The following is a 26810-nucleotide window of genomic DNA, read 5'->3' as shown; positions in this document are numbered from 1 at the left end:
GGTCGAAGGACCGGGAGGGGCTGTGATGTTTCCGATGTCGGAAAGACGGTCGGCTATTTAGGCCCGCTCTCCCGCCTTGGCAAGAGAGGGCAGGCATGGCCCGCCCTGTGCCCCCCTGCGCCATACCAGCCACACCAGCAGCGCGCTGGCCAGCGGCATCAGGTTCACATGCAGCGGCAGCGCCGCCGCGCGGGTGGCATAAGGCGCCAGGTAGAGGACCACCAGCAGCAGCTTCTCGTAGGGGAAGAAGCCGCGGGCCAGCCCCTGCTGCACCAGCCACAATAGCGGCAGGATCAGGAACGGCAGGTCGTAATTGAACAGGTAGGGGCTGGCGAGCGCCGTTGCCGCCAGCGCCAGCGCGCCCGTGGCCATGCCATCTTGTCCAAAATTGCGCCACGAGCGGGCCACCAGCCAGACCATGCCCAGCGCCACCAGGGCGTTGATCGCCAGCGCCGGATTGGCGGGCATCACCAGCCGCAACTGCCCATAGACAGTGGCCAGCCGCAGGTGGAAGGCATCGTCACCCACATCCATGATGTGCGCGCTGGCGGCCCAGCTTGTGGTATAGGCGAGCATGGTGGCCGGGCCGAACGCGGCCCAGCTTGCCAGCAGCAGCGCGGCCACGCTGGCCCCGGCGGCCAGGAAAGCTTTCCAGCGCCCGCCCGCCGCCAGCCAGAACGGCAGCAGCAGCGCCAAGTGCGGCTTGAAGACCAGCGCCCCGATCAGCGCGCCGCACAGGACCGGCCGGCGGTCCAGCGTGGCCACGGCCCCCACCAGCAACGCGCCGGTGAGAAGCCCGGTCTGCGCGTGCCCGGCGGCGATCAGCGCACCGGGGAAGGCCAGGACGATTGGCCACAGCCGGGGAAAGGCGCGAATCGCGGCCCAGGCCCACAAGGCATAGCCGACCGCCACCCAGGCAATCCACGCCAGCGGGAAGGGCAGCGCGCCGAAGGGCGCGGTGGCAAACAGGAAGGGCGGCGGATTGACGAAGGCGAAGAAGCCTTCCGCATCGATCCCGGCGGCAGGGCCGGTCTGCACCCGCTCCTGCACCGCCAGGTCATAGGCGGCGGCCGGATCGCCCGCCACGGTCACGTGTCCCGCGCCCCAGAAGGCCAGGAAATCGCTGCCCGTGGGGGTCATCGCCTTGATGTAGGAGTTGGCCAGCAGCGCCAGGCTGGCGATCCCCAGCAGCACCGCATAGCCACGCACGCGGCTGCGATCGAGCCAGCGGGCATCGCGGAGATGGGAGAGCAGGTCCATGCTCAGGCGATAGCGGAAGATGGTTAATGCGGGGTTTGGGACAAGGCAGGAAGCTGGACCCCGGATCAAGCCCGGGGTGAGGAAAAGGGGGGTGAGAGGGAAGCTCTCCTTTGAGCCACCAATGGCGCGCAGCGCCGCAAGGCCGAACGGCCGCCCGCAGCGGGGGCAGCTTGCTGCCCGCTTAGCGAGGACGAAGGGCCGGATGGCCCTTCGCAAAGACAAATCCAAGGAAATGGCAGGGGCGATAGGATTCGAACCTACGACCCTCGGTTTTGGAGACCGATGCTCTACCAGCTGAGCTACACCCCTGCAGGGAAGCGCGCCACTAAACCGCCTTTGGCCGGATGGCAAGCGCAGCGTGGGCGACGAGCGCAGCTGCCTGTGCTAATTGCCGCCCATGCACGCGCCCACGACACCCGCCAGCCAGCCTGAGCTGACCGTGGACCTGCTGCTGCTGGCCTATCGCAGCGGCATTTTTCCGATGTCCGATTCGCGCGATGACCAGGATGTGTTCTGGGTGGAACCGCGCCAGCGGGCGATCATCCCGCTGGATGGGTTCCACCTCAGCCGCAGCCTTGCCAGGGTGGTGAAGCAGGACCGCTTCCGCGTCACCTGCAACGCCGCCTTTGCCCGCGTGATCCGCGAATGCGCCGCGCCGCGTGCCGACCATCCCGATACCTGGATCAACCCGCTGATCGAGGACAGCTACAACGCGCTGCACCGCGCGGGCCATGCCCACTCGATCGAATGCTGGCTGGATGGCGAACTGGCGGGCGGACTCTACGGCGTCAGCTTCGAGCGGGTGTTCTGTGGCGAATCGATGTTCAGCCGGGCAGACAATGCCAGCAAGGTGGCGCTGGCCTGGCTGGTGGCGCTGATGCGCCATGCGGGCTACCGCCTGCTCGATTGCCAGTTCATCACCGATCACCTGGCCAGCCTGGGGGCGGTGACCGTGCCGCGCAAGCGCTATCTGCAACTGCTGGCCGATGCACGGGCGGATGGCTTCCAGGCCAGCCTGCCACAAGCGTGGGCTCAGTTCTCTGCGGGGGCTTCCTCTGCCGGAGCGGGCGCCGGCTCTTCCGCTGCCGGGGCCGCCGCGGCGGCAGGCGCCGCATTGGCCGCGCCTGTAGAGCGGGCCACGGGCGCGTCCTCGCCCGGGAAGCTCATCGCGCAGTCCTTGACCCATACGTCGTAGATCGGGTGTTCGACCACGTTGACGGCGGGCGCTTCCTTGTAGAGCCAGCCGGAGAACACGCGCAGCCATTGCGGATCGCCGCCGCCCTGGCCGCGCGTCAGCACGCTGACCTGCACGAAGGCGCCGGTCAGCGGCGGGTCTTCCCACGGGGCGGTGCGCTCGCAGGCGGCCAGGCGAATCACCACGTCACCGATGCGGCGGGCCTCGCCCGGCTTCATCTCGATGTCCTGGCTGATGTTGTTGCGCTTGTTGATCAGGCCGATCGTGGCCACGCGTTCAGCCATCGGCGTGCCGGGGCCATCGCCCTGCCCAGGGGCGGGCTGGCCGGGTGCGGCCAGTTCCTCGGGCACTTCAGTTTCCTGCGGGGCGGGGGCGGGGGCCTCACCCTGGCAGGCGGCCAGCAGCGCGCACGCCATTGCAGCCCCCACCCCGTACTTGGCCAAAGCGAGGCCGCGCAAGGTCACGCCTCGGGCGTCCACGCTTCGTAATCGCCGCCGGCGCGGGCGCGCTTGCCGCCGCGCTCCAGCGCACCCATCGGGCGATAGGCTGCGGGCGTGCCGGTGGCATTGGGAGTGAAATCCGCTTCCCAGATCTTGGGCGCGGGCAGGTGGCTTTCGGGCAGCTCGTCATACGAATGGTGCAACCAGCCGTGCCATTCGGCGGGCACGCGGCTGGCATCGTTCAGGCCTTCGTAGATCACCCAGCGCCGCTCGCGCTGGCCATCGCGCACCTTCTTGCTGCGATAGTACTTATTGCCCTGGGCATCGGTGCCGACGTGGGTGCCGTTGGCGGACGACCACAGCAGGGTGCCGATGGTGGCGCCGTCCCACCAGGTGAAGATCTTGCCGAGAATGCTCATGGCCGCGCCGTTACCCGTTTTTGCCCCTTCTGCGCAAGCGCGCAAGGCGGGGGTTTTCGCCTTACCATTCGACCAGTGCGCCCGGCCCTATGCCCAGTTGTGCCGCGCGGCCGCCGTTCAGCTCCAGCACGGCGGCGGCGGGGGCGGTGGAGGGGCGCGATTCCTCCGAATAGGGGACCGCGTTGGCGGCAATGTTGATCACCCTGTTGTCCGGCCCGATGAAGATGATGTCGAGCGGGATCACCGTGTTGCGCATCCAGAAGCTGGCCATGCGGACCTGGCTGAAGGGGAAGATCATCCCTTCGTCCGGCCCCATTTCGGTGCGGAACATCAGGCCGCGCTGCTGTTCGGCACCCGTGGCCGCCACTTCCACGCGGAAGGCATGGCGCTGGCCGGTGGTGGTGGTGACGGTGAGGGGAATTACGCGCAGGCCCGAAACGGGGTGGACCGAAGGCTCGGCGCTGGCCGTGGCGGTTGCCGCATCGGCCGACCCTTGCGTGGAGCAGGCCGCCAGCGCCAGCGCCACACCGGCCCCCAGAAGTTTCAGCCGGTTACCACGCGCCATCGTTGCCGTCTCCGTCAAGCGCCGCGGCCCATTCCTCGGCTGCGGCAATGCTGGGTGCATTGACCATTTCGCGCGCCATGTCGAGATCGTGGCCCGCGCGCAGCATGGCGGCGAGCTGCTTTTCGCGCACCTCGCGCTCGGGCGGAAGGGGGGCGAAGGGTCCGAAGCGGCGCTTGCGGGCCATTGTCAGCGCGGCGTGGCGGCGGGCGGCGTGGTCGGCGGTCACCTCGTCGCGCAGGGCCTGGTCCACCCCGGCCTCGGCCAGCGTCTGCTGCACCCGCCTGGCGCCATACCCGCGCCCCTGCAGGCCGCTGGCCTTCATCCGAGCGTAGGCGGCATCGTCGATATAGCCGGCCTCGACATAGCGGGCGACCAGGGCGGCGATGTCCGGCCGCTCCTCGCCTTCCGCCCAGCCGCGCTCGGCCAGCTTGCGCGCGAGGTAGCGTTCCAGCTTGCCGGCAGAGGTGGCGTAACGGGCGACGTAGGACAGCGCCAGGTCGCGCAATTGCACGGCATCGAGCGGGCGCCTGCCCCTCTTGCCTTGCTGACACTCTTGTCTATAGGCGCGCATTCCCATCATCGCCCTGGATCTGGTTGGCCATATTCGTGCCACACTTCCTATCAAATGGGAAAGATTGTCATCCGGCCAAATGTGCTATTGGCCACGTGTCGCACTGGGATAACGCCCGGACGGGGCGGATAAAGAGGGTAGCCACAGCGCCATGACCGAACTCGTGCCCACACCCAACGATTGCGCCCTGCCGCGCATCCGTGCCGAATTCGCGACCTTCAACGAAGCGATCGACTATGCCGCCCGGAGCGCCAAGGGCTTGAATTTTCATGACATGCGTGGCGAACTGGAACGGGTCTATCCGTTCAGCGAAATGCGCGCCGATGCCGTGCAGATGGCCTATCGCCTGATCGCGGCGGGCGCGAAGAAGGGTGATCGGGTGGCCCTGATCGCCGAGACCGGCCCCGATTTCGCCGCCCTGTTCTGCGCCTGCACCCTGGCCGGCATCTGGCCGGTGCCGCTGCCGCTGCCCACCACCTTCGGCGGCAAGGACAGCTATATCGACCAGCTTTCGGTGCAGCTTTCCAGCGCTGATCCGCTGATGCTGATCTATCCGCCGGAGATCGCCGAGATGGCCCAGGCCGCGGCCGACCGGCAGGGTTGCCAGGGCATTGCCTGGGACGAACTGGCCCGGCGCCCCGCGCCCGTAGTGGAGCTGCCCCAGGCCGATCCGGAAGACATCTGCTACCTGCAGTATTCCAGCGGCTCCACCCGCTTCCCGCAGGGCGTGGCGGTGACCCACCGGGCGCTGCTGCACAACCTCTATGGCCACGCCGCCAGCATGAACATCGGCGAGGGCGATCGCGGGATCAGCTGGCTGCCGTGGTATCACGACATGGGGCTGGTCGGCTGCTTCCTGTCGCTGATCGCCAACCAGGTCAGCGTCGACTATCTGAAGACCGAGCATTTCGCGCGCCGCCCGCTGGCCTGGCTGGACCTGATCAGCCGCAACAAGGGCAACACGCTCAGCTATTCGCCCACTTTCGGGTACGACATCTGCGCCCGCCGCATCTCCAGCCAGAGCAACGTGGCCGAACGGTTCGACCTTTCGCGCTGGCGGCTGGCGGGCAACGGGGCCGACATGATCCGGCCCGACGTGATGCAGAATTTCGTCAACGCCTTTGCCCCCGCCGGGTTCAAGGCCAGCGCCTTCACCCCCAGCTATGGCCTGGCCGAGGCGACGCTGGCGGTTACCGTGATGCCGCCCGGCGAAGGCATCCGGGTGGAACTGGTGGAGGAAGAGCGCCTGTCCGGCGGCCGCCGCGACCTGTCGCGCCCGGCGCGCTATCGCGCCATCGTCAACTGCGGCAAGCCGCTGCCGGACATGGACGTGGAGATCCGCGGCGAGAAGGGCGAGGTGAAGGGCGACCACCAGATCGGCAAGGTGTGGTGCCGCGGGCCCTCGGTCATGCACTCCTACTTCCGCAACCCGGAAGCGACCGACGAAGCCCTGGTGGATGGCTGGCTGGACACCGGCGACATGGGCTACATGGCCGATGGCTACCTGTTCATCGTCGGCCGGGCGAAGGATATGATCATCATCAACGGCAAGAACCACTGGCCCCAGGATATCGAATGGGCGGTGGAGCAGTTGCCCGGCTTCAACCACGGTGACATCGCCGCCTTCGCCATCGAGATGGAGAACGGCGAGGAAGCCCCCGCCGTGCTGGTCCACTGCCGCGTGTCCGATCCGGAAGAACGGGTGAAGCTGCGCGACGAGATCCGCGACAAGGTGCGCGCCATCACCGGCATGAACTGCGTGGTGGAACTGGTGCCCCCGCGCACCCTGCCGCGCACGTCATCGGGCAAGCTCAGCCGCGCCAAGGCGCGCAAGATGTACCTGGAAGGCGAGATCGAGCCGTACGACCTGGCAGCCTGAGGGGCGGGCTCGTCAGGCTGGCGGGCCGGCTTGCACCGGCGCAAACAGGAGCACCCCCAGCAGCGCCACCAGCGCCAGCAGGCCCACGCCCCACACCAGTGTGCGCACCTTGGGCACGCCGGTCCAGTACAGCGGCAGGTAAAACACCCGCGCCGCCAGCCAGGCAATCGAGGCCACTTCGCTGAGCGCGTTGGCCTTGCCGGTCAGCGCGATGCCCAGCAGGGCCACGATGGCCACGGGAAAGGTCTCGGCAAAGTTGTCGCGCGCGCGTTCCAGCCGGCCTGCAATCGGGTTCAGCGGGGGCAGGTCCTCGTCCCGCGCGCCCATGTTCCAGTCCTTGCCGTACTGTTTGGTCTTGTAATGCACGGCCAGCATGATGTGGGCCAGCAGCAGAACGGCACCCAGCGCCAGCACGGTCAGTTCTGTGGTCATGGTGCTTTCCTCCCGATGAGGGGCAGACTACACCAGACGGACCGCAGGGCGAACGCTTGAAATGCGTGTCTTGCCTGCCTAATACAGTTCCGGAAGCAATTGATGGGTGAGCAGGGCCGATGGCAAGCACGAACGAGACAACCACCGCGACCGAGCTGAAGCTGACGCCGCCCGATCCCGTGCCGGTCGTGGCGGCGGACAAGGCCAGCGGCCTCGTGCCCGTGTCCGAGGACAAGCGCAGCAGGCTGGACGACAAGGTTGACGGCTTTGTCGATGAACTGATCGCGCTCGATGCCAAGTCACCCGATTTCGGCAAGAAGGTGGACCAGATCACCAACATGGGCCGCAAGGAGATCATGGCGGCAGCCGGCATGTCCAACCGCTTCCTGGACCGGCCGGTGCGGGCGATGGACAAGGATTCCGGCGTGGGCGCGGACCTGGCCGAATTGCGCCGCACCGTGGAAGAACTGGACCCCGGCCGTGCCGGCAAGATGAGCGGGCGCAAGCTGTTTGGCGTGATCCCCTTCGGCAACAAGCTGAAGACCTATTTCGACAGCTATGCCAGCGCGCAGAGCCACATCCAGGCGATCCTGTCGCGCCTCGCCAGCGGCAAGGACGAGCTGCTGATGGACAACGCCGCGATCGACGTGGAGCGGCAGAAGCTGTGGGATGCGATGGGCAACCTGGAGCAGATGATCCACATCGCCCGTACGCTGGACGAGCGGCTGGAGGAAAAGGCCGCCGACCTTGACGCGACCGATCCGGACAAGGCCCGTGCCATCCGCGAGACCGCGCTGTTCTATGTCCGCCAGCGCACGCAGGACCTGCTGACGCAGATGGCGGTATCCGTGCAGGGCTACCTGGCGCTGGACCTGGTGAAGAAGAACAACGTGGAACTGGTGAAGGGCGTGGACCGGGCCAGCACCACCACCGTGGGCGCGCTGCGCACCGCCGTGACCGTGGCCCAGGCGATGACCAACCAGAAGCTGGTGCTGGGCCAGATCACCGCGCTCAACACCACCACCGCCAACATCATCGATTCCACCGGCGAACTGCTGCGCCAGAACACCGCGCAGATCCACGAGCAGGCGGCATCGAGCACGATCCCGCTGGAGACGCTGCAACGCGCCTTCCAGAACATCTATGACACGATGGACGAGGTGGACAGCTTCAAGCTGCGCGCGCTGGAATCGATGAAGCAGACGGTCACCGTGCTGACCAGCGAGGTCGAGAAGTCCAAGGGCTACATCGCCCGCGCCGAAGGCCAGGCCCAGGCGGCCAAGGCGGCGGACGTGCCCAGCCTGCTGAGCCTCGATGCCTGACGACCTGACCCGCCACAGCGAGCGCCTGCTGAACGAAGGACGCGCCGTGCTGCGGGATAACCAGCAGGGCGGGCGCCACCGCCGGGTCGGTGGCGGCAGGCCGATCGGGGAAGGCAGCCGCAAGCTGCGGCGCGGCACAATGCTGAAGCGTGCCAAGCTGATCGCGGGATCGGTGCTGGGTATCATGGTGGCCGCTTTCGTGGCCGGCATCGTGCTGGACGGCATCGGCTTCGTGGGCGTGATGGTGACCGTGATGGCGATGGTCGCCGCCGCAGTGATCTTCGGCCAGTGGCCCAAGGCGCGCGTGCCGGATCGCGCCACGCTGACGCAGACGCAGGACGCGCGCCAACTGGTGGCCCGGACCGAGCTGTGGCTGGAACACCAGCGCGCCGCCCTGCCGCCGCCGGCCGTGCGGCTGGTGGAAGGCATCGGCACCCAACTCGACGCGCTGGGCCAGCAACTGGCCCATGTCGATCCCGCCCATCCGGCAGCGGGAGAGACCCGCAAGCTGGTGGGCGAGATCCTGCCCGAGATGATCGATGCCTATAAGCGCATTCCCGCCAACCTGAGGGCCGAGCAGAGAGGCGGCTCCAGCCCCGATGCCCAGCTTGTCGATGGCCTGGGCAAGATCAGCCGCGAGATCGACCAGGTGACGCGGCAACTGGCCGAAGGCTCGCTGGATGACCTGGCGATCCGCACCCGCTATCTCGATTACAGGTACGGTGATGCGGAAGGCGTGGCCCTGCCGTCACCCTCGCTGGACGCACCCAGACTGCAACAGCCCTCACTCGCGGAGACCAAGTAATGCAAGTTGCCATCCCCCACAGCCTGGGCCGCGAGGAAGTGCGCCGCCGCCTGCGGGGCTCGGAGAACCGGATCGAGGATGCCATTCCCGGCGGGATGGCCAAGATCGAGACGAGCTGGGTGGATGACGACACCCTGAACCTGAAGATCAACGCGATGGGTCAGGTGCTGGCCGGCCGCATCGCCATCGAGGATGCCCAGGTGCTGTTCGACGTGGACCTGCCGATGGCGCTGGGCTTCATCAAGCCGATGGTGGAAGGCGCGATCCGCCAGGCCGGCACCAAGCTGCTGGCCCCGCCGCCGGCCTGAAACCTAGAGCTTGCGGTCCAGCTCCAGCAGTTCGCTGGGGATGCGCAGCGCATCGGTGGCATGGCGCGTTTCGCGCAGGAACAGCACCAGCGCGTTCATCAGGAAGCCGATCGCCAGGATGAAGGTGCCGGCGGCTACTGCTTGCACATTCACGCCCACGAACTCCTCCACGAACAGCAGCACCACGGTGCTGCCGATGCACAGGCCCGCCAGCACCAGCAGCAGCAGGGAACGGCTGATCAGGTGGATGCGCTTGTCGATGATGCGGATCTCGCGCACCACGGCATCGTGCTCCGGCCCTTGCGTTTCGCCGTGCAGCTTCTGCAGCGTGCGGCTGCGATCGACCACGCGGCCCAGCCGGCTGGACAGGGTGTTGATGATGTTGCCGATGGCCACCAGCACGAAGACCGGGGCCAGCGCCAGCTGGATGGTCTGCGCGATCATGCCCGGAACCTGATTCATTGATTGGCAGCCCCCGGCAGCTTGCCCACCAGTTGCGCGCCGGCCATCGTGGTCACCAGCACTTCGCCATTGTCCACGATCACCGCCACGCCCTCAAGACCGATCACCGAGACGCGCGGCCCATCGGTCTGCACCAGCACCTCGCGGCAGTCGACCAGGTCGACCGTGCCTGACACGCGGTTGCCTGCCTCGTCGGCCGGCAGGGCGTCGCGCAGCGCGTGCCAGTTGCCGATGTCGCTCCAGCCCATGCTGACCGGCACCATGGCGGCGCGCTCGGTCTTCTCCATCACCGCGTAATCGACCGAATCGCCCTTGAACGAACCGAAGGCTGCAGCGTCGGGATAGAAGGCCGCGCCCTCGCTGTGGCCCTTTTCCACCGCCTCGCGCACGGCGGCGGCGATATCGGGACGGGTCTTCTCCAGTTCGGCCATGAAGGCACCCACGCCGAAGGCGAAGATGCCGCCGTTCCAGCTGAAGCCGCCATCGGCCAGGAAGCCGATCGCGGTCTCCAAGTTCGGCTTTTCCACGAAGCGATCCACCCGGAACCCGCCCGGCAGGTCTGCCCCGCGCTTGATGTAGCCGAAGCCGGTTTCGGGCGCGGTGGGGGTGATGCCGAAGCTGACCATCCAGCCATCCTGCGCCAGCGACGCTGCGGCTTTTGCCGCCGCGCAGAAAGCGGGCGCATCGGCGATGTGGTGGTCGCTGGGGCACACCAGCATCACCGCGTCCGCTGGCAGGCGGCAGGCGGCCAGGGCGATGGCGGCAGCGGTGTTCTGGGCCATCGGCTCCACGATCACCTGCAGGTCCGCGTTGCCGGACCCTTGCGCCAGCACGTGGTCGAGATGGGCCGCGCCGGTTACCACAGTGGGCGGGGCGAACTGCGCGGGATCGGCGCAGCGGTCCAGCGTGGCTTCGAACAGCGTGCGATCCCCCACCAGCGGCAGGAAGGGCTTTGGCATGGCCTTGCGGCTGCGGGGCCACAGGCGCGTGCCGCTGCCGCCGCACAGGATGACCGGATGGATGGTGCTCATGGGCTGGTTTACTCCCGCATTCCGCGAGAGCGTTCAACCCGTTGCCGACAATTTAGTTTCGGGGGCCGGACCACCCGCTCCCGCTCCGCACCCGGTCGCCATAGCCTGATGGGATCACTGGTGGCCGGGTGCGGAGGCAGGGTGGGTGGTCTGAACGCTAATCGCGCCGCCGGAAGTCCACCCGATAGCCATACCGCGCCTCCACCGCGCGGCCATCGGCGGTGGTGGCGGGGTTGAAGCGGATCTTGTCCATCACCAGCGGACAGACCCGCGCGGCGGTCTCCTCGTCCACCTGGTTGCTGACCACGGTGCAATCGCGGGCGCGCCCGTCCACGCCCACGGTGAAGTTGACGATCACGCTCTTGCCGAAGCGCGCTTCGCGCCCGCCGGGTGGCACGGGGAAGTCGCGCGCCTCGTTCAACTCGCCGCTGCGGACCGATGGGCCTGCGGCAATGCCGCCGCCGCGCCCCTGGCCGCCGTTGCCGCTGCCGGTGCCATCGCCCGGGCCGCTGGCGCCGGTGCCGTCCCCCTCGTCGCGCGCGCCGGACTGGCTCTGGCTGCCGGTGGAGGCCGCGCGCGGCACGGGGCTGGGGCTGGGCAGCGGGTTGCTTGGCGCGGCCACCGGCTTGGCCACGGCATCGCGCCCCGGATCGCCCGCCGCCCCGGCATCAGGTTCGGGCTCCGGCGCGGGCGGTTCCTCCTCATAGGTGCTGACGATCACGGTCAACTGGCTCTGCGCGCGGCTGACCACGCTGGCGGTGAAGTCCGGCGCCAGCAGGTGCGCCAGCGCCACGCCCAGCGCCAGGTGGCCGACGACGATGGCAGCGATAAGGGCCAGGCGCGGGCGGCGGCGCGGCTGATAGCCGGTGCTGGCTGGCATCGTTTCGCGCATCAGGCGGCGTCCCTCTTGCGTCCGCTTATCGCGCAAGCAGGCAAGCTAGGCAATTGTAACGGCAAATGTCATCTTCCCCACGGTGGCTGTCGTGCCATAACGCACGAGGGCGAGGTAAGGCTCAGCATGCGAAACTGGGGCAGACAGGCATGAAGCTGCTGTACATCGAGGACAACGCCGAGGCGGCGGCCGACGTTACCGCCATGCTGGCGCGGCAGGGCACGCAGGTGGTGTGGGAAATGCGCGGGGCCGATGGCCTGCGCCGGGCGGCGTTGGAGCCGTTCGATGCCATCATCCTCGATCGCATGCTGCCCGATATCGACGGGCTGGAAATCGTCCAGCGGCTGCGCTCCAGCGGGGTCGATGCCCCGGTGCTGATGCTCTCGGCGCTGGGCCGGGCCAGCAACCGGGTGGAAGGGCTGGAAGCCGGTGTGGATGATTACCTGGCCAAGCCCTACGAGCCGGAAGAACTGACCGCCCGCCTGAAGGCCCTGGTGCGCCGCGCCGAAGGGCGCACCCATTCGGCGATCATCATCTATGGCCAGTTCGAATGCCACGTGAAAGCGCGCACCGCCTTCCGCCGCAACGTGCACATTGCGCTCAGCCCCAAGGAGTTCGAGCTGTTCCGCTATTTCATGGAGAACGCGGGCGAGACGGTAACCCGAGACATGCTGCTGCGTGACGTGTGGAAGATGAACTTCGATCCCCAGACCAATGTGGTGGACGTCAACATCGGCCGCCTGCGCCGCAAGCTGGAAAGCGGCTTCGATACCCCCGCGCTGGAGACGATCTGGGGCACCGGCTATCGCCTGACGCGGGGCGACTGAGCGCGTGGTCGCGGGCACCAGCCTGACTCTGCCCCCGCCGCCCGGCACGCACCGCCGGTCGATCTTTGCCGCCCTGGTCAACCGCGCGCTGCTGTTCACCCTGCTGGCGCTGGCGCTGCTGTTCGGCGTGACCATGTGGGAAAGCTGGCAGGCGGTGGAGCGCTCGCTGGCGACCACAGTGGATACCGACATCGCGGGCCTTGCCGATATCTATGCCAGCGGGGGCGAGGAGGAACTGCTCGCCCGGCTGGATGACCGGTCGCTGCTGGTCGGGCTGGATGGCCGCCAGGCGCGCTATATCGCCGCGCGCAGCGATGGCACGGCGCTGGCCGGCAACATCAAGGAATGGCCGGGGCTGGATGCGGCCACGTCCGAACAGGGCTTCGTCAAGCTGGCTGATGGCGCGCCCGCCTATGCCCGCGCCACGCGGCTGGCGCCAGACCTGAACCTGCTGGTGGCCCGCACCTACGAGCGCGATTGGCACGCGCTGGTGCGGCTGATGGCGATGTTCGGTGCCGGAGCGGCGGGCGTTGTGCTGGCCAGCTGGGCACTGGGGCGGCGCGCGGCGGGCACCCTGCGCCGCCGCATCGGCACGATCAGCAAGGCCTTCCGGGCCGCCGAGGAGGGTGGCGAGGTGGAGCTGCCCGACAGCGAATTCGACGACGAGATCGGCGAACTGGCCCAGCTCAGCACCCGCTCCATCGCCCGTTCGGCCACGCTGGCCAATACCCACCGCCACATGTCGGACCACATCGCGCACGAGATCCGTACCCCGCTGACCCACCTCGACGCGCGCCTGGTCAACGCCATGCGCACCCTGCCCGAGGGCTGCGACCCGGGTGTGCTGGAGCAGTGCCGCAGCGATATCCGCAGCGTGGTGACCATGCTCGATTCGCTGCTCGACATCGCCAGCAGCGAGGCGCGGGTGGGTGACATCACCGGGCTGGCGGACGTGGACCTGTCCGCCCTCGCGAGCAACCTGGTGGACCTGTACGAAGGCAGCGCCGAGGAAGAAGGCATTGCGCTGCGCCATTTCATCGAGCCCGGCGTGCACCTGCTGGGCGAGCCGATGCAGCTGACCCGGCTCATCTCCAACCTGCTGGACAACGCGCTGAAATATGTGCCGCGCGGCGGGCAGGTGACGCTGACGGTGCGCCACGGCCCGGTGATCGAGGTGCGCGACGATGGCCCGGGCATCGAGCCGGCGCTGCGCCCGCTGGTGTTCGAGCGGTTCCGCACCGGCCAGGCCACGGTGGGCAAGAACAGCCACGGCCTCGGCCTGGCCCTTGCCCGCGCCATTGCCTTGCGGCACGGTATGACCATCGGCCTGGTCGCCAGCGCCAAGGGGGCGCACTTCGTGATCAAGCCGCATGCCATGTGGGGTAGCGAATGAGTTCTGGAGTGGGGAACTGGCAGGCACGGACGGGGGGGGCGGCCCTGGCGCTGGCCCTGCTGGCAGGCTGCAATACCGCATCCAGCCAACCGCTCTCCACGCCGCCGCTGGCGCTTGCTCCTGCGTCCGATCCTGCCACCGATGCCGCCATGTTGCTCGCAGCCGCCGAAGCGGCCCACTCTGCCGAGGCCCGCGCGCCGCTGCTGGCGCGGCTGGATGCCCTGGGTGTCCATCCTGCGGAAGATGCCGGCGCAGACGATCCGCTGACCGGCTGGCGCAACCAGGCCAAGGCGGCTGACGGCACCCCCTGGCGCGGCCGCGCGCTCGGTCCCGCCTATCGCCGCGCCGTGGTGCGGCCGGGGGAAAGCCTGGTGATCCAGCAGATCTTCCTGGCCGGCCAGCGGGCCCAGATCGCCGCGCATATGGCGGGCAATGCTTCCGGCGGGCAGGTGGCGCTGGCCATCAGCAACCCGCGCGAGGAGCCGGTATGCACCCGCCAGCTTGCCCCGCGCGCCAGTTGCGACTGGCTGCCGATCTTTACCGAGCGGTTTGCCATTGCCCTGCGCAACACCGGCAGCCGCGATGCCAGCGTCTACCTGGTCGTCCGCTGATCCCCTGTTCCAACGCTGAAGGCCGGCCCCGCCTGTTCTGGCGGGACCGGCCTTCGCGTGACGGGTGTGCGGGGAGCGGTCGGAGGAGAGGACCGCCCCGCACACTCCCCCTGACCGGTCAGTTCACCCGCTGCGCGGCCACCCAGGCTTCGAGCTGGGCCAGCTGCTCCGGCGAGTAGGTGACCCCCATCGGACCCGCCTGCTCGATGCCGGGGGCCGTTGCCACCTGGGGTGCGGTGTCGCCGGCGGCTTCCGCGCCCCAGCGGTCCCACTCGGGCGTGGCAGCCAGGCCCAGCGTGGTGGCGGGGGCGGAACCCGCGTTGCCGGACCCTGCGGCAAAGGCCGCCGCGCCCGAGATGTATAGCTGGTTCATGCCGGCGGGCCGGTCGGTCAGAGCGTAGGCCACGCCGAAATGGCTCGCCCCGGAGCCGTACAGGAAACCGTCGACTGATGCCGAGCAGTTGTTGGTGCAGCTCGCGGCGTTCACCCCGGTGACAGTCACCTGGCTTTTGATCTGGTTCTCGGAGAATAGCGAAAGCCCACCCGCTGAGGGATCGGCGAACCCTCCTGATGTCCGCAGGTTCCAGCCGTAGACGCCCATCGTGACGTTGAAATCGATCCCCACCTTGCGGGTGGCGAAATCGACACCGATGGTCCCCGAGAACTCGCCGGGGGCCAGCGCTCCTTCGCCGTCGGTTGGCTTGGTGGCACCGATCATTTCATAGCGTACCACGCCGCTGGCCGGCAGGTTGGTGGCAGGCGTGCCGCTGATGATGTGCGTGCCCTGGTTGGCCGTCAGGTTGCCGTTCTGGGTGGAACCGCTGGTCCACCGCGCCCAGCCCATCGCCCCGGCCACGCTGCCCGCCTCTGCCGCCGGTGCCATGTTTGCCGTGCGGCCCCAGGGGGAGCCGTTGGAGATGGTGTAGGAATCGATGATCCCGTTGGCATCGTAATTGGTGGGGCGGCTGTAGATGTCCTGGAACTGGGCATAGTTGGCCGTCACCGAGTGCTGGTTGGTCTGCGCCCCGGTGATGATCGCGGGCGTGCCGCCGCCTGCGCTCCGGGTAAAGCCCGCAACGCCGATCAGCTCGTTGTTCGAATTGCCCAGCTGGAAGATGTACTGCAAGGCAAGGTCTTCGCCGCCGTCGCCCGACAGGAAGCCGGTCCAGATCGGTCGGCAGCCGGTGCCGCACGTTCCGCCGGTCACGTTGCCGAACGCGCCGATGGCGTTGAAGCTGCCGTTGGTCAGCGTCAGTTCGGAGGTGGCCAGATCGGTCAGCCCGCCGGTGGTCTTCCCGATATAGGTATTCGAATTGTAGGTGACCTCCAGTTCGATGCCGACCTTGGTGGTGGTGCCGAACAGCACCGCCGCACCGCCGCTGACCAGCGTGCCGGGGGCAGCCGTGCCATACTCGTGCGTTGGCCGGGTGCCGCCAACCAGGTCGTAATCGACCCGGCCCGTGGTCGGCAGGTTGGTGGCCGGGGTGCCGGTGATCGCATGATAGCCCTGGTTGGCGCTGAGCGAGATGTCGGTCGACGAACCGGCGTTGCGCGTTGCATCGACCACGCCGTTGGTCCAGCGGGTCCACGCGAGCGAACCGCCGGTAATCCCCCCGCTATCGGCCTGGCTGGCCGTGCCGATCCGGTCCGATCCGCCGAACCCCCCGGTGCGGAAGAAGCCCACGATTTCGCCGCTGGCGTTCAGCTCATAGCCGGTTGAACCGTCGGTCACCGGAGTCAGGGCCTCAAGGTTGAAAGGATGCTGCCCCAGGTCGTTGCTGGAATTCAGGCGTGCTTCGGACGTGAACAGGCCGGTGGTGACCTGCGTGGGAGCAGGGGTGCCGCCGCCGCCCGCCACGGCCGCAAACGCTGCCGTGCCGTCGATGAAGGTCTGCGGGTTGCTGTTGTTGCGGATGGCGTAGGCGAGGCCCATGTGGCTGGCGTTGTCGCCCGCCAGGAAGCCATCCACGAAGGCGCTGCAATTGGGTGTGCAGAAGCTGGACGTGGTGGTGACGGTCAGCGAATTGAACGGACTGTCGAAGGTGTTGTTCGCCGCGATGGTGATGCCGCTGCTGGACGGCGTGGCCACCCCACCCGCCGTGGCGACGTTGTAGCTCTGCCCGCCGATGGCGACATCGAGGTTCAGTCCCAGTCGCGGCGTGGCGCCGAAGGCAACCGCAGCCGATCCGGTCAGCGTGCCCGCCGTGGTCCGCTCGTCCTGGAAGGTGGGCGCGGTGGAACCGACCAGTTCGTAGTTCACCGTGCCGCTGGCCGGGCGGGTGGTGGCCGGGGTGCCGCTGATCATGTGGTACGAGCCATTGGCCCCGATCGCGCCCGGCGCATCGCCGTAATAGGTGCCGGTGGGCGTGCCGCTGTTCCAGCGCGACCAGTACAGCGTGGTCCCGGCATTGCCGGATTGCGTCACGCTGGCCGTGCCCAGCGCCATCTGTTCGTCAGCGCTGACAATGAAGCCGACCGGTGCCCCGGTGGCATCGTCATACCGCACCTGGACGTTGGCATAGCTGTCGGTGCCGATCAGCTTGTTGGCATAGGCCAGCGCCTGGTTGCTGCGCAGCGTGGTGGCGGCGGCCCCGCCGGTCAGCGTGCCGTTGCCGAAGATCGCCGCACCGATCAACGCCTTGGCGCTGCCCTGGTCGTTGCGGGCAACGTAGGTGAGGCCGATCGTGTCCTCGTCACCGCCGAACTGGCCAAAGGCTTGGAAGTAGCAGGTGTTCACATCGGTGCAGTTGGTGCCGCTCACCCCGTCCACCCGCAGCTGGAAGCTCTTGTTGGGGAACAGCGCAAAGTCGGTGGTCGACTGCGCGGCATTGGCCAGGCCGCCGGTGGTGGCATAGCGGAAGGTCTGGTTGGCCCCGCCATTGGCCCCCGGCATTGTCAGCGTGGCGTCGAAGGCCAGCTTGGGCGATGCGCCCAGCAGGATCGCCATGTCGGCCGTGATGCCGCCTGGCGCCACTGATCCGTCGACAATCGTCGGCCGGGTGGCAGCCAGCAGTTCATAGTCGATTCGCCCCTGTGCGGGCAGGGCGAAGGTATCCGCCACCGGCCGCGCCAGCATGTAATGGAAGCCCTGGTTGGCGTTGAGCGTGAAGGGGTTGGCCCCGGTGTTGGTGCCCGAATGCCAGCGGCCGATCAGCACATCGGCATTGCCCGAAATATCGCTGATCGTGGTGCTGCCGCTGGTCCGCGTGGTGCCGCCGGTGCGGGTGTAGGAGGTAAGGCCGCCGCTGGCGTTGAGCGCGAAGGCCGTGGCATCGAAGCCGCTTTCCGATCCCGGACTGGTCCCGCTGAGCGAGGTCACGAAGTTGATCCGCGCCACCGACGGGTTGAACCCGCCCGCGTAGGCCAGCGTCACCGGCGGGGTGATCGTGCCCGGATTGCCGCCCGTGCCGCCGCCGCTGTTGGCGGGCAGGCCGGCAAACTGGTCCGGATTGCCGCCCCCCTGCAGGAAGGCGAGGTAATCGAGCACGAAGTCAAGTTCGTCCGCCGTCAGTTGCGCCGACAGGATGCCCGCGCCGTTCAGCGCCTCGATATAGGCCCGCGCCTGTTCGGCCGTCAGCGCGGTGTAGGCGCTGGGCAGGCCGCCATTGAGCAGGAAGGCATAGTACAGCTCCAGCGCCGCCAGGTAATCGGCATAGACCGGCAGGCCGCCAAAGTTGGCCGGGTTTCCGCCGCCTGCCACAAAGGCATAATACTGGGCGAAGAAGGCGTTGAGCCCGCTGTAGGCGGCAAAGCCTCCCGCCGCGTTCAGCGCCGCCAGGTAGCTCTGGATCTGCTGCGCGGTCAGCGCGGTGTAGTTCTGCGGCAACCCGCCGCCCGCCAGGAAGGCGTAATAGGCGTTCAGCGCGCTCACATAGTCGGCATAGAGCGGCAGGCCGCTGAACCCGTTGGGCGCACCGCCGGTGCCAAGGTAGGCAAAGTAGGCGGTATAGAAATCGGCCAGGTTGCCCAGTTGCAGGGTGAAGCCGCCCGCATTGGACAGGGCCGCCAGATAATCGCGCACCTGCTGCGGCGTCAGCGCGGTATAGTCGCCCGGCAGGCCGCCGTTGTCGAGGAAGGTGAAGTACGCCTGCAGCGCCGAGACATAGCCCTGATATAGCGGCAGGCCGCTGAACCGGTCCGGCGCGCCGCCGGTTTCCAGATAGGCGAAATAGGCCGACAGCAGCCCGGCGTTGCCGCCCAGCAGGGCGGACAGCTGGCCCGAGCGTTCCAGCGCGTCGAGGTAGATCGCCAGCACGCTCTGGTCCAGCGCCCCATAGCCGCCGGGCAGGCCGCCGCCCGCCAGATAGGCGGCATAGGCGTTCAGTGCATCGGCAAAGGCCGGCAGGTTCAGCGTGGGCAGGCCCGTGAACAGGTCCGGGTTGCCGCCGCCGGCCAGGAAGGCAGCGTAATCGGTGTAGAAGTCCGCCAGCCCGGCCAGGAAGGCACTGGTCGCCCCCTGGGCCCGCAGCGCGGCGACATAGGCGGCGATCTGCTCCTGCGTCAGCGCGGTGTAGCCGCTGGGCAGCCCGCCCCCTGCCAGGAAGGCGTAATAGGCGTTGAGCGCCTGCGCATAGCCAGCGAAAATATTGGCGTTGAGGCCGGCAAACCCGTCGATCGCGCCGCCGCCGTTCAGATAGGCGAGGTAGTCGGCGAAGAACCCGGCATTCGCCCCCAGGAAGGGCTCCAGCGCCCCAGCATTCGCCAGTACTTCCAGATAGCTGCGCAGCGCCGCCACATCGCCGGTATAAGCGCTGGGCAGGCCGCCCGCCTGAAGGTAGGCGTAGAAGGTGCCGAGCTGTCCGGCATAGCCCGCGAACACGTTGGCATTGAGCAGGGCAAACCCGTCCACCGCGCCGCCCTGGCGCAGGTAGTCCAGATAGGCGGCATAGAACTGCGCCTGGTCGCCCAGCAACCGGTCAAGCTGGCCCGACGCGCTCAGCAGTTCCAGGTAGCTGCGCAGTTGCGCCGGGGTCAGGCTGGTCGAGGTGCTGGGCAGGTTGCCCGCGGCCAGGTAACCGAAATAGCTCTGCAGCGCGGCGGCATAAGTGGCGGCAAAGGCGAAGCTGCCGTTGGCGCGATAGGCCGCCAGCAGCTCCTGGTCGGCAGGCGCAAGCTGGGTCACCAGGCCGCTCTCGGCCAGGAAGGCGACATAGGCGTCGATCGTCTGCGTGGAAGCACCGGCAAAGGCCGCCGGATCGCCGCCGCCGCGCACGAAGGCGAAATAGGCCTCGATCAGGTCGGTATAGGTCGCGGTGAACAGGTTGGCGTTGCCGCCGCCCCGGATGAAGGCGAGGTAGGCTTCGGCCAGCGTGCGGTCCTGCGCGGAAAGCTGGCCCAGCGCGCCGCGACCGCTCTGGAAGGCCAGGAACGCGTTGATGTCCGCCTGCGAGGCGGCACTGAACTGGCTGGGTACGCCCCCGGCGCGGATCAGGCCCAGGTATTGGGTCAGGAACCCGGCATAGGCGGTCAGGAACGTCTGCCCGCCGCCGCCGCCCGCAAGGTAGCCCAGATAGGCGCGAATGATGTCGGCCTGCGCCTGCGGGAAAGGGCTGCCGCCATTGGCCCCCGCCAGATCGACCGCGCGGGCCACCAGCAGGGCCAGGTCGCCCGTGGGATAGGTGTCGAGCGAAGGATTGGCACCGGCCGCCTCCACCCGCCGCGCCGCGCCGATGATGTCGGACGATGCACCCGCCGCCGCCAGGGCATCACCCAGCGACACCGGCAGGCCGTTCTGCGCCGCCGCCACGGGGCCGCCTTCGCGCATGGCGAAGACCTGCGGCTCCTCCGCGTCAGCCGGCGGGGCGGCTGTCGCCTCGCGCGCGATCACCTGGCGGAACGCGCCGTTGCCAGCGCTGGCCCACATCTCGCCCGCCTCGAACACCCGCGCCGCGCCGGTGCCGCGTGTGAGGCTGATCTCGCCGGTCAGCACGTGGCCGTTGCTTTCGCCTTCCTCGTCGGCGGTGAACACGGCGGCGTTGCCGGCCCCGGTCACGCGACCTTCCACACCCTGCGGCATGCGCACCACGGTGGTGGCGCTGCCTGCGCCGGCCACGGTCACGCTGCCCGAATAGAGCTCGATAGTGCCATCAGGACTGAGGCGGAAGTCGGCCTCCTCGACGAAGGACACCGTTGCCCCGCTGTCCAGGCGCACCTGCAGCACGCCGCCGCCGGTGGCGATCCGCTCGCCCGGCTCCACGCGGGTGCGGCCGGTGTTGGAGAACAGCACCTCGTTGGCCTGGGCTGGCATGGCGGACAGCGCGATGGCCGATGCCGACAGCAGCAGGGCGGCGGTGCGGATGGTGGTCTTGGTGGTCATGGCAAAAGTCTCCGGGTCGCGTCGGAAAGACATCAGAATTCGAGCCGCACGCCCGCCGAAACGGTGAAGCGGTCGTAATCGTAGAGCGCGATGTTGCTCCAGTTGCGGGTGTAGGTGGCGCGCGGCTGGAAGAAGAGCGCGTCGGTCAGCCGCACCTTCAGCCCCACTTGCGCATCCAGCCGCTCGTCCGCCCGCTCCACCAGGAACAGGGCATCGGCCGCGTCATAGCGCCTGAGGTCGAACGCCAGGCCGCCCTGCACCGCCACTTGCGGGCTCAAGGCCCATTCCCCGCCCAGCGAGGCATTGGCGAACAGGTTGGAATAGGCATCGCCGGCGGCCTGCGTGGTTTCCTCCTTGCCAGCCTGCACCGTGGCCGAGATGTCGCGGGTGACGAAGCCCACGGCCACGGCAAACCGGTCCGCATCGAGCAGCGGCTGGCCATCGAAATCGAGGCGATTGTATTGCGCCGACAGGGTCAGCGCGCGCCCGCCATCCAGCACGCGCGTATACTGCGCCACCGCGCCATAACTGTTGCGATAGCCGGCATCGTCCAGCCAGAAGCGCTGCGCCTGGGCCGAAAGGGACAGCACGTCGCGATTGGCGAAGCTGTGGGCATAGCCCGCCGTGCCCGTGAGGCTGGCGGTATCGAAGGCGCTGGTATCGAAGTTGTCGCGCCACGATCCCAGCACGCTGCCGAACACCCGGTCCTGCCGCGAGATGGCGGAGACGCCGGACAGGCCGCCGGTCAGCTCGTAGAACTCGTCCTCCTGCGCCCGCGCGCCGGGGCCCAGCGTGCCCGGGCCGAGGAAGGAGAACAGCGGGATCGTCACCTGCGTGAGGTCGGTGGCGGCATTGATGTTGCTGTCATGCCCGGCGCGCGCATCGAGATAGCCGGATAGGTCGCTGCCGCCGCCGGCGATCTGCCGGTCGAACTGGCGCACGAAGCCGGTGAACCGCTGGCGCACCGGATCGGGCAGGCTGGGATCGTCGACCACGGTGGCGAACTGTGCGCGCGCGGTGTCGATATCGCCCGCCAGGGCATAGGCGCGGGCCAGCTCGGCACGGGCCTGGGCGTTGGCGGGCTGCACCGCCAGCACCCGCTGCAAGGCGATGATCGCCTCGCCATAATGCCCGGCATCCAGCGCAGCGATGCCAAGCTGGTAATCGAACTGCGGATCGCCCGCCCGCGCCGCTTCCTGCGGGGCCAGCGCCCGGTATGCCGCCTCAGCCTCCGCCACGGAAGCCTGTTGGGCCATGGCGGGAACGCCCGGCACCAGCGCCATGCCACAGGCCAGCGCCAGCAGCAGGTGTTTCACACGCGTCATTGTCTGCAATCCCCCAAGTCGATCGGTCAGAGCGACTGGAAGACTAGGGGAAGCGCGTCAGGGAAACCCCTGACAATAGGTGTTTTCAGGGTGACAATCGCGGTTAGGTTCCTGTCATCAGGATGACAGGAACGCCTGAAATGCCAGGCGAAAACGTGGTGAGCCCGACAGGATTCGAACCTGTGACCCGCTGATTAAAAGTCAGCTGCTCTACCTACTGAGCTACGGGCCCACGCGCTTGGGATGCGGTCACCTAGGCAGGGGGCGGCGGCGGGTCAAGCGGGCATGGAGGTGGGCGAGGGTCAGGCCGGTCAGCGGGTCGCGCCAGTGGGGGGCGATGGCGGCGGCGGGGCGCAGCACGAAGTCGCGTTGGCGGAACAGCGGGTGCGGCACTTTCAAGTCGGGGTCGGCCACCAGGCCACCGCTCCACAGCACGATGTCGAGGTCAATCACGCGGGACCGCCAGCGCTGGCCGCGGCGCTTGCGGCCAAGCTGGGCCTCGAGCCATTGCAGCGCGGTCAGCAACTCGTGCGGGTCGAGCGCACTGTCCAGTACCAGCGTGGCATTGGCATAGCGGCGCAAGGAAGGGCCGATCGGCGCGCTGGCGATGATCGGACTGCGGGCGAGCACCCGGCCCAGCGTTTCGTCGATCAGGCCGGCGGCGGCCGCCACCACCTCGCGCGGGCTGCCAAGGTGCGGGTGGCACTGGTTGGACCCCAGCGCCAGCAGGTAAAGCGATGTGCTCAGATATCCTCCGCGATGCGGGTGTAGAGCTGCGGGCGGCGATCGCGGAAGAAGCCCCAGCTTGCGCGGTGCTTGCGGGCGGCATCCAGGTCCAGCGTGGCCACCAGCACGCCGGTTTCCTCCGCCCCGTACTGGGCGATGTAATCGCCCCACTCATCGCAGATGAAGCTGTGGCCATAGAAGCGGTTGCCGGCTTCCTGGCTGCCTTCGTGGCCGATGCGGTTGGCGGCGACCACCGGCATGCAGTTGGACACGGCATGGCCGATCATCGCGCGGCGCCACATGCGGCTGGTGTCCAGGTCGGCATCTTTGGGTTCGCTGCCGATGGCGGTGGGATAGAGCAGCACCTGCGCGCCCTTCAGCGCCAGGCAGCGGGCGGTTTCGGGATACCACTGGTCCCAGCAGATCCCCAGGCCCACGCGCGCGGTGCCGGTCTCGGTGGGCACGTCCCACACCTTGAAGCCATCGTTGCCGGGGCGGAAATAGAACTTCTCCTCGTAACCCGGCCCGTCAGGAATGTGGCTCTTGCGATAGGTGCCCTGGATTTCGCCCGTGGCATCGATCCAGGCCATCGTGTTGTAATAGTGGTGCCCGTCGCGCTCGAAGAAGCTGGTGGGGATGGCCACCTTCAACTTCGCGGCCAGCTTCTGCATCGCGATGACCGAGGGATGTTCCAGCGTGGGGCGGGCGAGGGCGAAGAACTCGTCCTTCTCCTCGCGGCAGAAATAGGGGCCGGAGAACAGCTCGGGCGGCAGCACCACCTGCGCGCCCTTGCCGGCGGCCTCCTCCACCAGCGCGGAGACGGCGGCGATGTTGGCGGCCTCGTCCTCGGAGCCGAGGGCGAGTTGCAGGGCGGCGACGGTCAGTTTGGTCATGGGCGGCATGTAGCCATGCCGCCGCGTGTCCTCAAGGCCGCTTGCGGAACAGCAGGGTCATCCGGTCGGATTCGCCGATGGCATCCAGTTCGGCGCGGCGGGCGGTGTTCTCCGCCGGGGTGCCGCGATAGCCGGGAGGCAGGGTCCACACGCCCTGCGGCCAGTCAGCCGGATCGCGCGGGTTGGCGTTGATCTCGCTGCGGGCCACCAGTTCGAAGCCATAGGCCTCGAACAGGGCGATCACGTCCTGCTCGCGCTGGTAGCCGTTGTCACCCAGGGTATAGCTGGCGGGGGCATCGGGGCGGGCGCGGTGCTGCTCCACGCCCAGCAGCCCATCGGGCTTCAGCAGGGTGCGGGCAGCCACGACCACGTCGTGAAACCAGTTGGCGCGGCGCATGTTGTGGATCTCGCGCAGGATCAGCACCCGGTCGGCAGTACCGGCAAGCTCCTGCGGAATGGTGGGGGCATTGGCCCCGATCACCCGCGCGCCGCCCTGCGGCACCCATTCGCGGGCCTGCGGGGGAAGGGTTTCGGCATAGTTGGCCAGCGCCTGGATATAGGCCGAATCCCCCTGCCGCACCGGCGGATTGAGGCCGATGTAGGTTCCCTCAGCCCCAAGATAAGGCACCAGCACGCGGGTAAACCAGCCGCCGGCGGGCCAGAAATCGACCACCGTCATGCCCGGCTGGACATCGAAGAAGCGCAGCATTTCGGCCGGGTGGCGGTGGACATCGCGCGCCCGGTCGGCATCGCGGTGCGGGCTGGCCAGCACCTGCTCCATCGCCGGATCGGCGGACTGGGCCATGGCGGGCAGCGAGAAGGCAAGAGCGGCGGCGGCAAGCGATGCGATGAGGCGCACGAAAACTCTCCCCTGAATGGATCCGAGCGCAACCTAAAGGCACCCGAACCGATGACAAGCGGGTCTTTCGTCCCCATTTGTCGCAGCAAAGGAGACATGACGATGGCAACGGCAATCCTGGCTGGCGGCTGCTTCTGGTGCACCGAGGCGGTATTCAACGACGTGGTGGGCGTGACCGCCGTGGAAAGTGGCTATATCGGCGGCCACAAGCCCGATCCCACCTACAAGGAGGTGTGCAGCGGCAGCACCGGCCATGCCGAGGCGGTGAAGGTGACCTTCGACCCGGCCGTGGTCAGCCGGGAGGAGGTGCTCGACATGTTCATGGGCACGCACGATCCCAGCCAGCTCAACCGCCAGGGCAATGACGTGGGCACGCAGTACCGCAGCGCGATCTTCCTGGAGGACGAGAGCGAGCGGGCCGGGGCGGAAGAGGCGATTGCCCGGTGGAATGCGGGCCATCCCGGCGCGAAGGCAGTGACCACGATCGAAGGCCCGGCGACCTGGTATCCGGCGGAGGACTATCACCAGGAATACTGGCAGGGCGAAGGCCAGCGCAACCCCTATTGCCTGGCGGTGATCCCGCCCAAGCTGATGAAGCTCAGGAAGAGCTTTGCCGGGAAGGTGAAGGGCTGAACTCGCCTCGCGCAAACCGCTGCCGCGCCTGGCGCATCAGCCAGGTGCGCAAGGGGCGGTCGTATATCCGGTCGACCAGCAGGGCCAGCGGGATCAGCGCCAGGGCCACCAGCAGGGTGGGCCCATCGGCCTTGTCGGTCACGAAGATGACCGGCACGTGGATGCAGTAAAGCGGGTAGGACAGGTCACCCAGCGCGCGGGCCACTTTCGGAAAGGGCGCCTCCCAGCGGATCGCCGCCCAGGTGAGCGCGGGCAACAGCACGAGAATCGCCCCGATGTCCCACCAGCGGCGCTGGGCCGGATCGACCAGCAGCACCGCCAGCAGGATCGCCGGGATCGCCAGTGCGCCCCAGTGAACCTTGCGGGGCGACTTGCGGCACTGCCAGGCGGCGAACAGCAGCAGGCCGGCCAGGAAGCCGAACAGGGCGCGCAGGGCCCCGCCAGCGATGAAGGGCCAGAAGGCCCCTTGCTCGGCCACGCCCTTCGCCAGCGTCAGTGGTTCTGCCGCTACCACCCAGGCGAGGGCAACGGCGCTGGCTGCGGCGGCAAGGGCAATCCAGCGCCAGCCCAGCCGCACCAGCACGCCGGCAAACAGCAGGTTGACGAGGAACTCCGCCAGCAGTGACCAGAATGGCGGATTGCCGGGAAACAGCGCCCGGTTCCACGTCTCCGGCACCAGCGCCAGGATGCGCGGGCCGGCATTGAGCAGCCACATGGCCAAGAGGCCACCCACCAGCAGCATCGGATACAGCCGGGCCACACGCAGGGCGGTGAAGCGGACAAGGCCCAGCTCCCCGCTCGCCAGCCGGTGGTGATAATTGAGGCCGATCACGAAGCCGGACAGGATGAAGAAGAAGTCCACCGCCAGGTGCCCGCCCGGCATATAGCCATGATCGACATGATACAGCACCACGGCAATGGCCGCGAGCCCGCGCAGGCCGTCGAGCAGGGCGAAGCGGGCGGGCGGCAGCGGAGCGGTCACGGGGCGGGCGTTAGCAGGCGGGGGGTTCCAAGTCTATTTTGGCGGATTGGCCGCCGTGGTCAGTTCCGCATTGGCCTGGACGACACTTCCACAAGGTTCAGGGTGGGTGCCTGATCGACGCAGATTCGCCGGACACACAGGTCGGTCACGATTGCCCGCAAGTAGACCCTTTGGCCGGCCAGCCGAGCCAGATCAGACCCCGGCCCAGAGTTTCCGGAAATGCCCAGGCCACTCCCGTTCCCGCTGATCCAGCAGCCAAAAGCGCCACAGCGCAACAGTCCGTGCAGCAACACGGTAGCTCCGTTCATGTGATAGCCGTCGATCCGGTCGATGCGGGTGGGCACGAAGCGTTGGTAGGGATCGTCAATCAAGGCCCAGTTCTGACCGTCCCTGGCCAAAACTCCGTGCCACAATTCCTCTTGCCAGCGCTTCTCCTCGCCGTCCTGCAACCAGTGGCATTCAACCCCGGACGGCTCCTCCACAAACCCTTCGCACGAGATGTCATCGACGGCCGTCGGGTCGATCTCCACCCCCGCATGGCGCGAGAGGGCAGCGGCCACCTGGTCCTCGTCGGGCCACCATTCCTGTTCATCCCGCCGCACGTGCAGGCGGATACCCGCGACTTCTTCGTAGAAGAAAGTCTCCTGCCGATGGACCCAGTGGC

Annotated in this window: 24 protein-coding genes, 2 tRNA genes and 1 pseudogene; 9 read left to right on the top strand and 18 right to left on the bottom strand. The window is 68.0% G+C overall.

The window, feature by feature from the left end:
* Nucleotides 1-57: 57 nt before the first annotated feature.
* Together GRI99_RS00535 and GRI99_RS00530 are read right to left on the bottom strand one after the other, a co-directional pair.
* Entirely contained in the window at nucleotides 58-1260 is a 1203-nt protein-coding gene (locus GRI99_RS00535) for a glycosyltransferase family 87 protein (RefSeq protein ID WP_160770068.1), read from the bottom strand.
* A 233-nt stretch (nucleotides 1261-1493) separates the two neighbouring features.
* A tRNA-Trp gene (locus GRI99_RS00530) sits at nucleotides 1494-1569 on the bottom strand.
* Nucleotides 1570-1657: 88 nt separating this feature from the next.
* Here GRI99_RS00530 and aat point away from each other — a divergent pair.
* The gene (gene aat / locus GRI99_RS00525; RefSeq protein ID WP_160770067.1) at nucleotides 1658-2455 is read left to right on the top strand and encodes a leucyl/phenylalanyl-tRNA--protein transferase; all 798 of its coding nucleotides are present in this window, start codon (nucleotides 1658-1660) and stop codon (nucleotides 2453-2455) included.
* Nucleotides 2456-2490: 35 nt separating this feature from the next.
* Here aat and GRI99_RS18935 read toward each other — a convergent pair.
* The 4 genes and pseudogenes from GRI99_RS18935 to GRI99_RS00505 form a co-directional block, all read right to left on the bottom strand.
* Nucleotides 2491-2673, bottom strand: a pseudogene (locus tag GRI99_RS18935) (DUF2155 domain-containing protein); the annotation flags it as partial.
* A gap of 242 nt (nucleotides 2674-2915) precedes the next feature.
* Nucleotides 2916-3314, bottom strand: coding sequence for an NADH:ubiquinone oxidoreductase subunit NDUFA12 (locus GRI99_RS00515; RefSeq protein ID WP_160770066.1), 399 nt, complete (start codon nucleotides 3312-3314; stop codon nucleotides 2916-2918).
* A 61-nt stretch (nucleotides 3315-3375) separates the two neighbouring features.
* Nucleotides 3376-3879, bottom strand: a complete 504-nt coding sequence (locus GRI99_RS00510; protein WP_160770065.1) for a DUF192 domain-containing protein — start codon at nucleotides 3877-3879, stop codon at nucleotides 3376-3378.
* Nucleotides 3866-4390, bottom strand: coding sequence for a regulatory protein RecX (locus GRI99_RS00505; RefSeq protein ID WP_337192820.1), 525 nt, complete (start codon nucleotides 4388-4390; stop codon nucleotides 3866-3868). The genes GRI99_RS00510 and GRI99_RS00505 overlap by 14 nt, the downstream gene beginning before the upstream one ends.
* A gap of 211 nt (nucleotides 4391-4601) precedes the next feature.
* Between GRI99_RS00505 and GRI99_RS00500 the strand changes: the two genes are divergently transcribed.
* Nucleotides 4602-6329, top strand: coding sequence for a fatty acyl-AMP ligase (locus tag GRI99_RS00500; RefSeq protein ID WP_160770063.1), 1728 nt, complete (start codon nucleotides 4602-4604; stop codon nucleotides 6327-6329).
* Nucleotides 6330-6341: 12 nt separating this feature from the next.
* On the opposite strand, the gene GRI99_RS00495 is transcribed toward GRI99_RS00500, so the two are convergent.
* A complete protein-coding gene (locus GRI99_RS00495; protein ID WP_160770062.1) occupies nucleotides 6342-6761 on the bottom strand; it encodes an MAPEG family protein in 420 nt (139 codons plus the stop codon).
* A 119-nt stretch (nucleotides 6762-6880) separates the two neighbouring features.
* On the opposite strand from GRI99_RS00495, the gene GRI99_RS00490 reads away from it, so the two are divergent.
* From GRI99_RS00490 to GRI99_RS00480, 3 genes are read left to right on the top strand one after another with little or no spacing between them, the layout of a single operon-like run.
* On the top strand, nucleotides 6881-8083 hold the full coding sequence (locus tag GRI99_RS00490) for a toxic anion resistance protein (protein WP_160770061.1): 1203 nt from the start codon (nucleotides 6881-6883) through the stop codon (nucleotides 8081-8083).
* On the top strand, nucleotides 8076-8888 hold the full coding sequence (locus GRI99_RS00485) for a hypothetical protein (protein ID WP_202392878.1): 813 nt from the start codon (nucleotides 8076-8078) through the stop codon (nucleotides 8886-8888). The genes GRI99_RS00490 and GRI99_RS00485 overlap by 8 nt, the downstream gene beginning before the upstream one ends.
* Nucleotides 8888-9196 carry a polyhydroxyalkanoic acid system family protein gene (locus tag GRI99_RS00480; RefSeq protein ID WP_160770060.1) on the top strand — a complete coding sequence of 103 codons (309 nt, stop codon included), beginning with the start codon at nucleotides 8888-8890 and terminating at the stop codon, nucleotides 9194-9196. The genes GRI99_RS00485 and GRI99_RS00480 overlap by 1 nt, the downstream gene beginning before the upstream one ends.
* A gap of 3 nt (nucleotides 9197-9199) precedes the next feature.
* On the opposite strand, the gene GRI99_RS00475 is transcribed toward GRI99_RS00480, so the two are convergent.
* The 3 genes from GRI99_RS00475 to GRI99_RS00465 all read right to left on the bottom strand — a co-directional run bounded on the left by GRI99_RS00475 (nucleotide 9200) and on the right by GRI99_RS00465 (nucleotide 11581).
* Nucleotides 9200-9658, bottom strand: a complete 459-nt coding sequence (locus GRI99_RS00475; RefSeq protein ID WP_237438049.1) for a DUF2721 domain-containing protein — start codon at nucleotides 9656-9658, stop codon at nucleotides 9200-9202.
* Nucleotides 9655-10689: a mannose-1-phosphate guanylyltransferase gene (locus GRI99_RS00470; RefSeq protein WP_160770059.1), complete on the bottom strand. Its 1035-nt coding sequence runs from the start codon at nucleotides 10687-10689 to the stop codon at nucleotides 9655-9657. Before GRI99_RS00470 ends, GRI99_RS00475 begins: the two co-directional genes overlap by 4 nt.
* 157 nt (nucleotides 10690-10846) lie before the next feature.
* The gene (locus GRI99_RS00465; protein ID WP_160770058.1) at nucleotides 10847-11581 is read right to left on the bottom strand and encodes an energy transducer TonB; all 735 of its coding nucleotides are present in this window, start codon (nucleotides 11579-11581) and stop codon (nucleotides 10847-10849) included.
* A 149-nt stretch (nucleotides 11582-11730) separates the two neighbouring features.
* Here GRI99_RS00465 and GRI99_RS00460 point away from each other — a divergent pair, with 149 nt between their 5' ends.
* Genes GRI99_RS00460 through GRI99_RS00450 form a run of 3 tightly spaced genes read left to right on the top strand, consistent with a single transcriptional unit; the run spans nucleotide 11731 to nucleotide 14412 of the window.
* Entirely contained in the window at nucleotides 11731-12408 is a 678-nt protein-coding gene (locus GRI99_RS00460; RefSeq protein ID WP_202392877.1) for a response regulator transcription factor, read from the top strand.
* Nucleotides 12409-12412: 4 nt separating this feature from the next.
* Nucleotides 12413-13801, top strand: coding sequence for an ATP-binding protein (locus GRI99_RS18930; RefSeq protein WP_160770057.1), 1389 nt, complete (start codon nucleotides 12413-12415; stop codon nucleotides 13799-13801).
* Nucleotides 13798-14412: a hypothetical protein gene (locus GRI99_RS00450; RefSeq protein WP_160770056.1), complete on the top strand. Its 615-nt coding sequence runs from the start codon at nucleotides 13798-13800 to the stop codon at nucleotides 14410-14412. The genes GRI99_RS18930 and GRI99_RS00450 overlap by 4 nt, the downstream gene beginning before the upstream one ends.
* Nucleotides 14413-14530: 118 nt before the next feature.
* Here GRI99_RS00450 and GRI99_RS00445 read toward each other — a convergent pair whose 3' ends face one another.
* From GRI99_RS00445 to GRI99_RS00420, 6 genes are all read right to left on the bottom strand, one after another.
* Complete coding sequence (locus GRI99_RS00445; protein WP_160770055.1) at nucleotides 14531-20728, bottom strand: hypothetical protein; 6198 nt, start codon at nucleotides 20726-20728, stop codon at nucleotides 14531-14533.
* Between the two features lie 32 nt (nucleotides 20729-20760).
* A complete protein-coding gene (locus GRI99_RS00440; RefSeq protein ID WP_160770054.1) occupies nucleotides 20761-22053 on the bottom strand; it encodes a tetratricopeptide repeat protein in 1293 nt (430 codons plus the stop codon).
* A 156-nt stretch (nucleotides 22054-22209) separates the two neighbouring features.
* Nucleotides 22210-22285, bottom strand: a tRNA-Lys gene (locus GRI99_RS00435).
* A gap of 17 nt (nucleotides 22286-22302) precedes the next feature.
* Nucleotides 22303-22725: a 2-amino-4-hydroxy-6-hydroxymethyldihydropteridine diphosphokinase gene (gene folK, locus GRI99_RS00430; RefSeq protein ID WP_337192819.1), complete on the bottom strand. Its 423-nt coding sequence runs from the start codon at nucleotides 22723-22725 to the stop codon at nucleotides 22303-22305.
* A gap of 71 nt (nucleotides 22726-22796) precedes the next feature.
* The gene (aguB, locus tag GRI99_RS00425) at nucleotides 22797-23672 is read right to left on the bottom strand and encodes an N-carbamoylputrescine amidase (RefSeq protein WP_160770053.1); all 876 of its coding nucleotides are present in this window, start codon (nucleotides 23670-23672) and stop codon (nucleotides 22797-22799) included.
* A gap of 31 nt (nucleotides 23673-23703) precedes the next feature.
* Nucleotides 23704-24531: a class I SAM-dependent methyltransferase gene (locus tag GRI99_RS00420; RefSeq protein WP_337192818.1), complete on the bottom strand. Its 828-nt coding sequence runs from the start codon at nucleotides 24529-24531 to the stop codon at nucleotides 23704-23706.
* A 102-nt stretch (nucleotides 24532-24633) separates the two neighbouring features.
* On the opposite strand from GRI99_RS00420, the gene msrA reads away from it, so the two are divergent.
* Entirely contained in the window at nucleotides 24634-25164 is a 531-nt protein-coding gene (gene msrA / locus GRI99_RS00415; RefSeq protein WP_160770052.1) for a peptide-methionine (S)-S-oxide reductase MsrA, read from the top strand.
* Here the strand turns inward: msrA and GRI99_RS00410 are convergent.
* On the bottom strand, nucleotides 25130-26146 hold the full coding sequence (locus tag GRI99_RS00410) for an acyltransferase family protein (RefSeq protein WP_160770051.1): 1017 nt from the start codon (nucleotides 26144-26146) through the stop codon (nucleotides 25130-25132). The genes msrA and GRI99_RS00410 overlap by 35 nt on opposite strands.
* Nucleotides 26147-26205: 59 nt before the next feature.
* Nucleotides 26206-26748 (bottom strand): hypothetical protein, encoded by a 543-nt coding sequence (locus GRI99_RS00405; RefSeq protein ID WP_160770050.1) that lies wholly within the window; start codon nucleotides 26746-26748, stop codon nucleotides 26206-26208.
* Nucleotides 26749-26810: the final 62 nt, after the last annotated feature.

This window comes from Alteraurantiacibacter buctensis (genome assembly GCF_009827655.1).
GTDB lineage: Bacteria > Pseudomonadota > Alphaproteobacteria > Sphingomonadales > Sphingomonadaceae > Alteraurantiacibacter > Alteraurantiacibacter buctensis.
The sequence above is the reverse complement of the archived record's forward strand: the minus strand, read 5'-3'. Positions and strand labels throughout refer to the sequence as shown.

Coding starts and splice junctions, on each gene's coding strand:
- GRI99_RS00535 (WP_160770068.1), bottom strand. CDS start 1,260: ATGGACCTGCTCTCCCATCTCCGCGATGCCCGCTGGCTCGATCGCAGC.
- aat (WP_160770067.1), top strand. CDS start 1,658: ATGCACGCGCCCACGACACCCGCCAGCCAGCCTGAGCTGACCGTGGAC.
- GRI99_RS00515 (WP_160770066.1), bottom strand. CDS start 3,314: ATGAGCATTCTCGGCAAGATCTTCACCTGGTGGGACGGCGCCACCATC.
- GRI99_RS00510 (WP_160770065.1), bottom strand. CDS start 3,879: ATGGCGCGTGGTAACCGGCTGAAACTTCTGGGGGCCGGTGTGGCGCTG.
- GRI99_RS00500 (WP_160770063.1), top strand. CDS start 4,602: ATGACCGAACTCGTGCCCACACCCAACGATTGCGCCCTGCCGCGCATC.
- GRI99_RS00495 (WP_160770062.1), bottom strand. CDS start 6,761: ATGACCACAGAACTGACCGTGCTGGCGCTGGGTGCCGTTCTGCTGCTG.
- GRI99_RS00490 (WP_160770061.1), top strand. CDS start 6,881: ATGGCAAGCACGAACGAGACAACCACCGCGACCGAGCTGAAGCTGACG.
- GRI99_RS00485 (WP_202392878.1), top strand. CDS start 8,076: ATGCCTGACGACCTGACCCGCCACAGCGAGCGCCTGCTGAACGAAGGA.
- GRI99_RS00480 (WP_160770060.1), top strand. CDS start 8,888: ATGCAAGTTGCCATCCCCCACAGCCTGGGCCGCGAGGAAGTGCGCCGC.
- GRI99_RS00475 (WP_237438049.1), bottom strand. CDS start 9,658: ATGAATCAGGTTCCGGGCATGATCGCGCAGACCATCCAGCTGGCGCTG.
- GRI99_RS00470 (WP_160770059.1), bottom strand. CDS start 10,689: ATGAGCACCATCCATCCGGTCATCCTGTGCGGCGGCAGCGGCACGCGC.
- GRI99_RS00465 (WP_160770058.1), bottom strand. CDS start 11,581: ATGCGCGAAACGATGCCAGCCAGCACCGGCTATCAGCCGCGCCGCCGC.
- GRI99_RS00460 (WP_202392877.1), top strand. CDS start 11,731: ATGAAGCTGCTGTACATCGAGGACAACGCCGAGGCGGCGGCCGACGTT.
- GRI99_RS00450 (WP_160770056.1), top strand. CDS start 13,798: ATGAGTTCTGGAGTGGGGAACTGGCAGGCACGGACGGGGGGGGCGGCC.
- GRI99_RS00445 (WP_160770055.1), bottom strand. CDS start 20,728: ATGACCACCAAGACCACCATCCGCACCGCCGCCCTGCTGCTGTCGGCA.
- GRI99_RS00440 (WP_160770054.1), bottom strand. CDS start 22,053: ATGACGCGTGTGAAACACCTGCTGCTGGCGCTGGCCTGTGGCATGGCG.
- aguB (WP_160770053.1), bottom strand. CDS start 23,672: ATGACCAAACTGACCGTCGCCGCCCTGCAACTCGCCCTCGGCTCCGAG.
- msrA (WP_160770052.1), top strand. CDS start 24,634: ATGGCAACGGCAATCCTGGCTGGCGGCTGCTTCTGGTGCACCGAGGCG.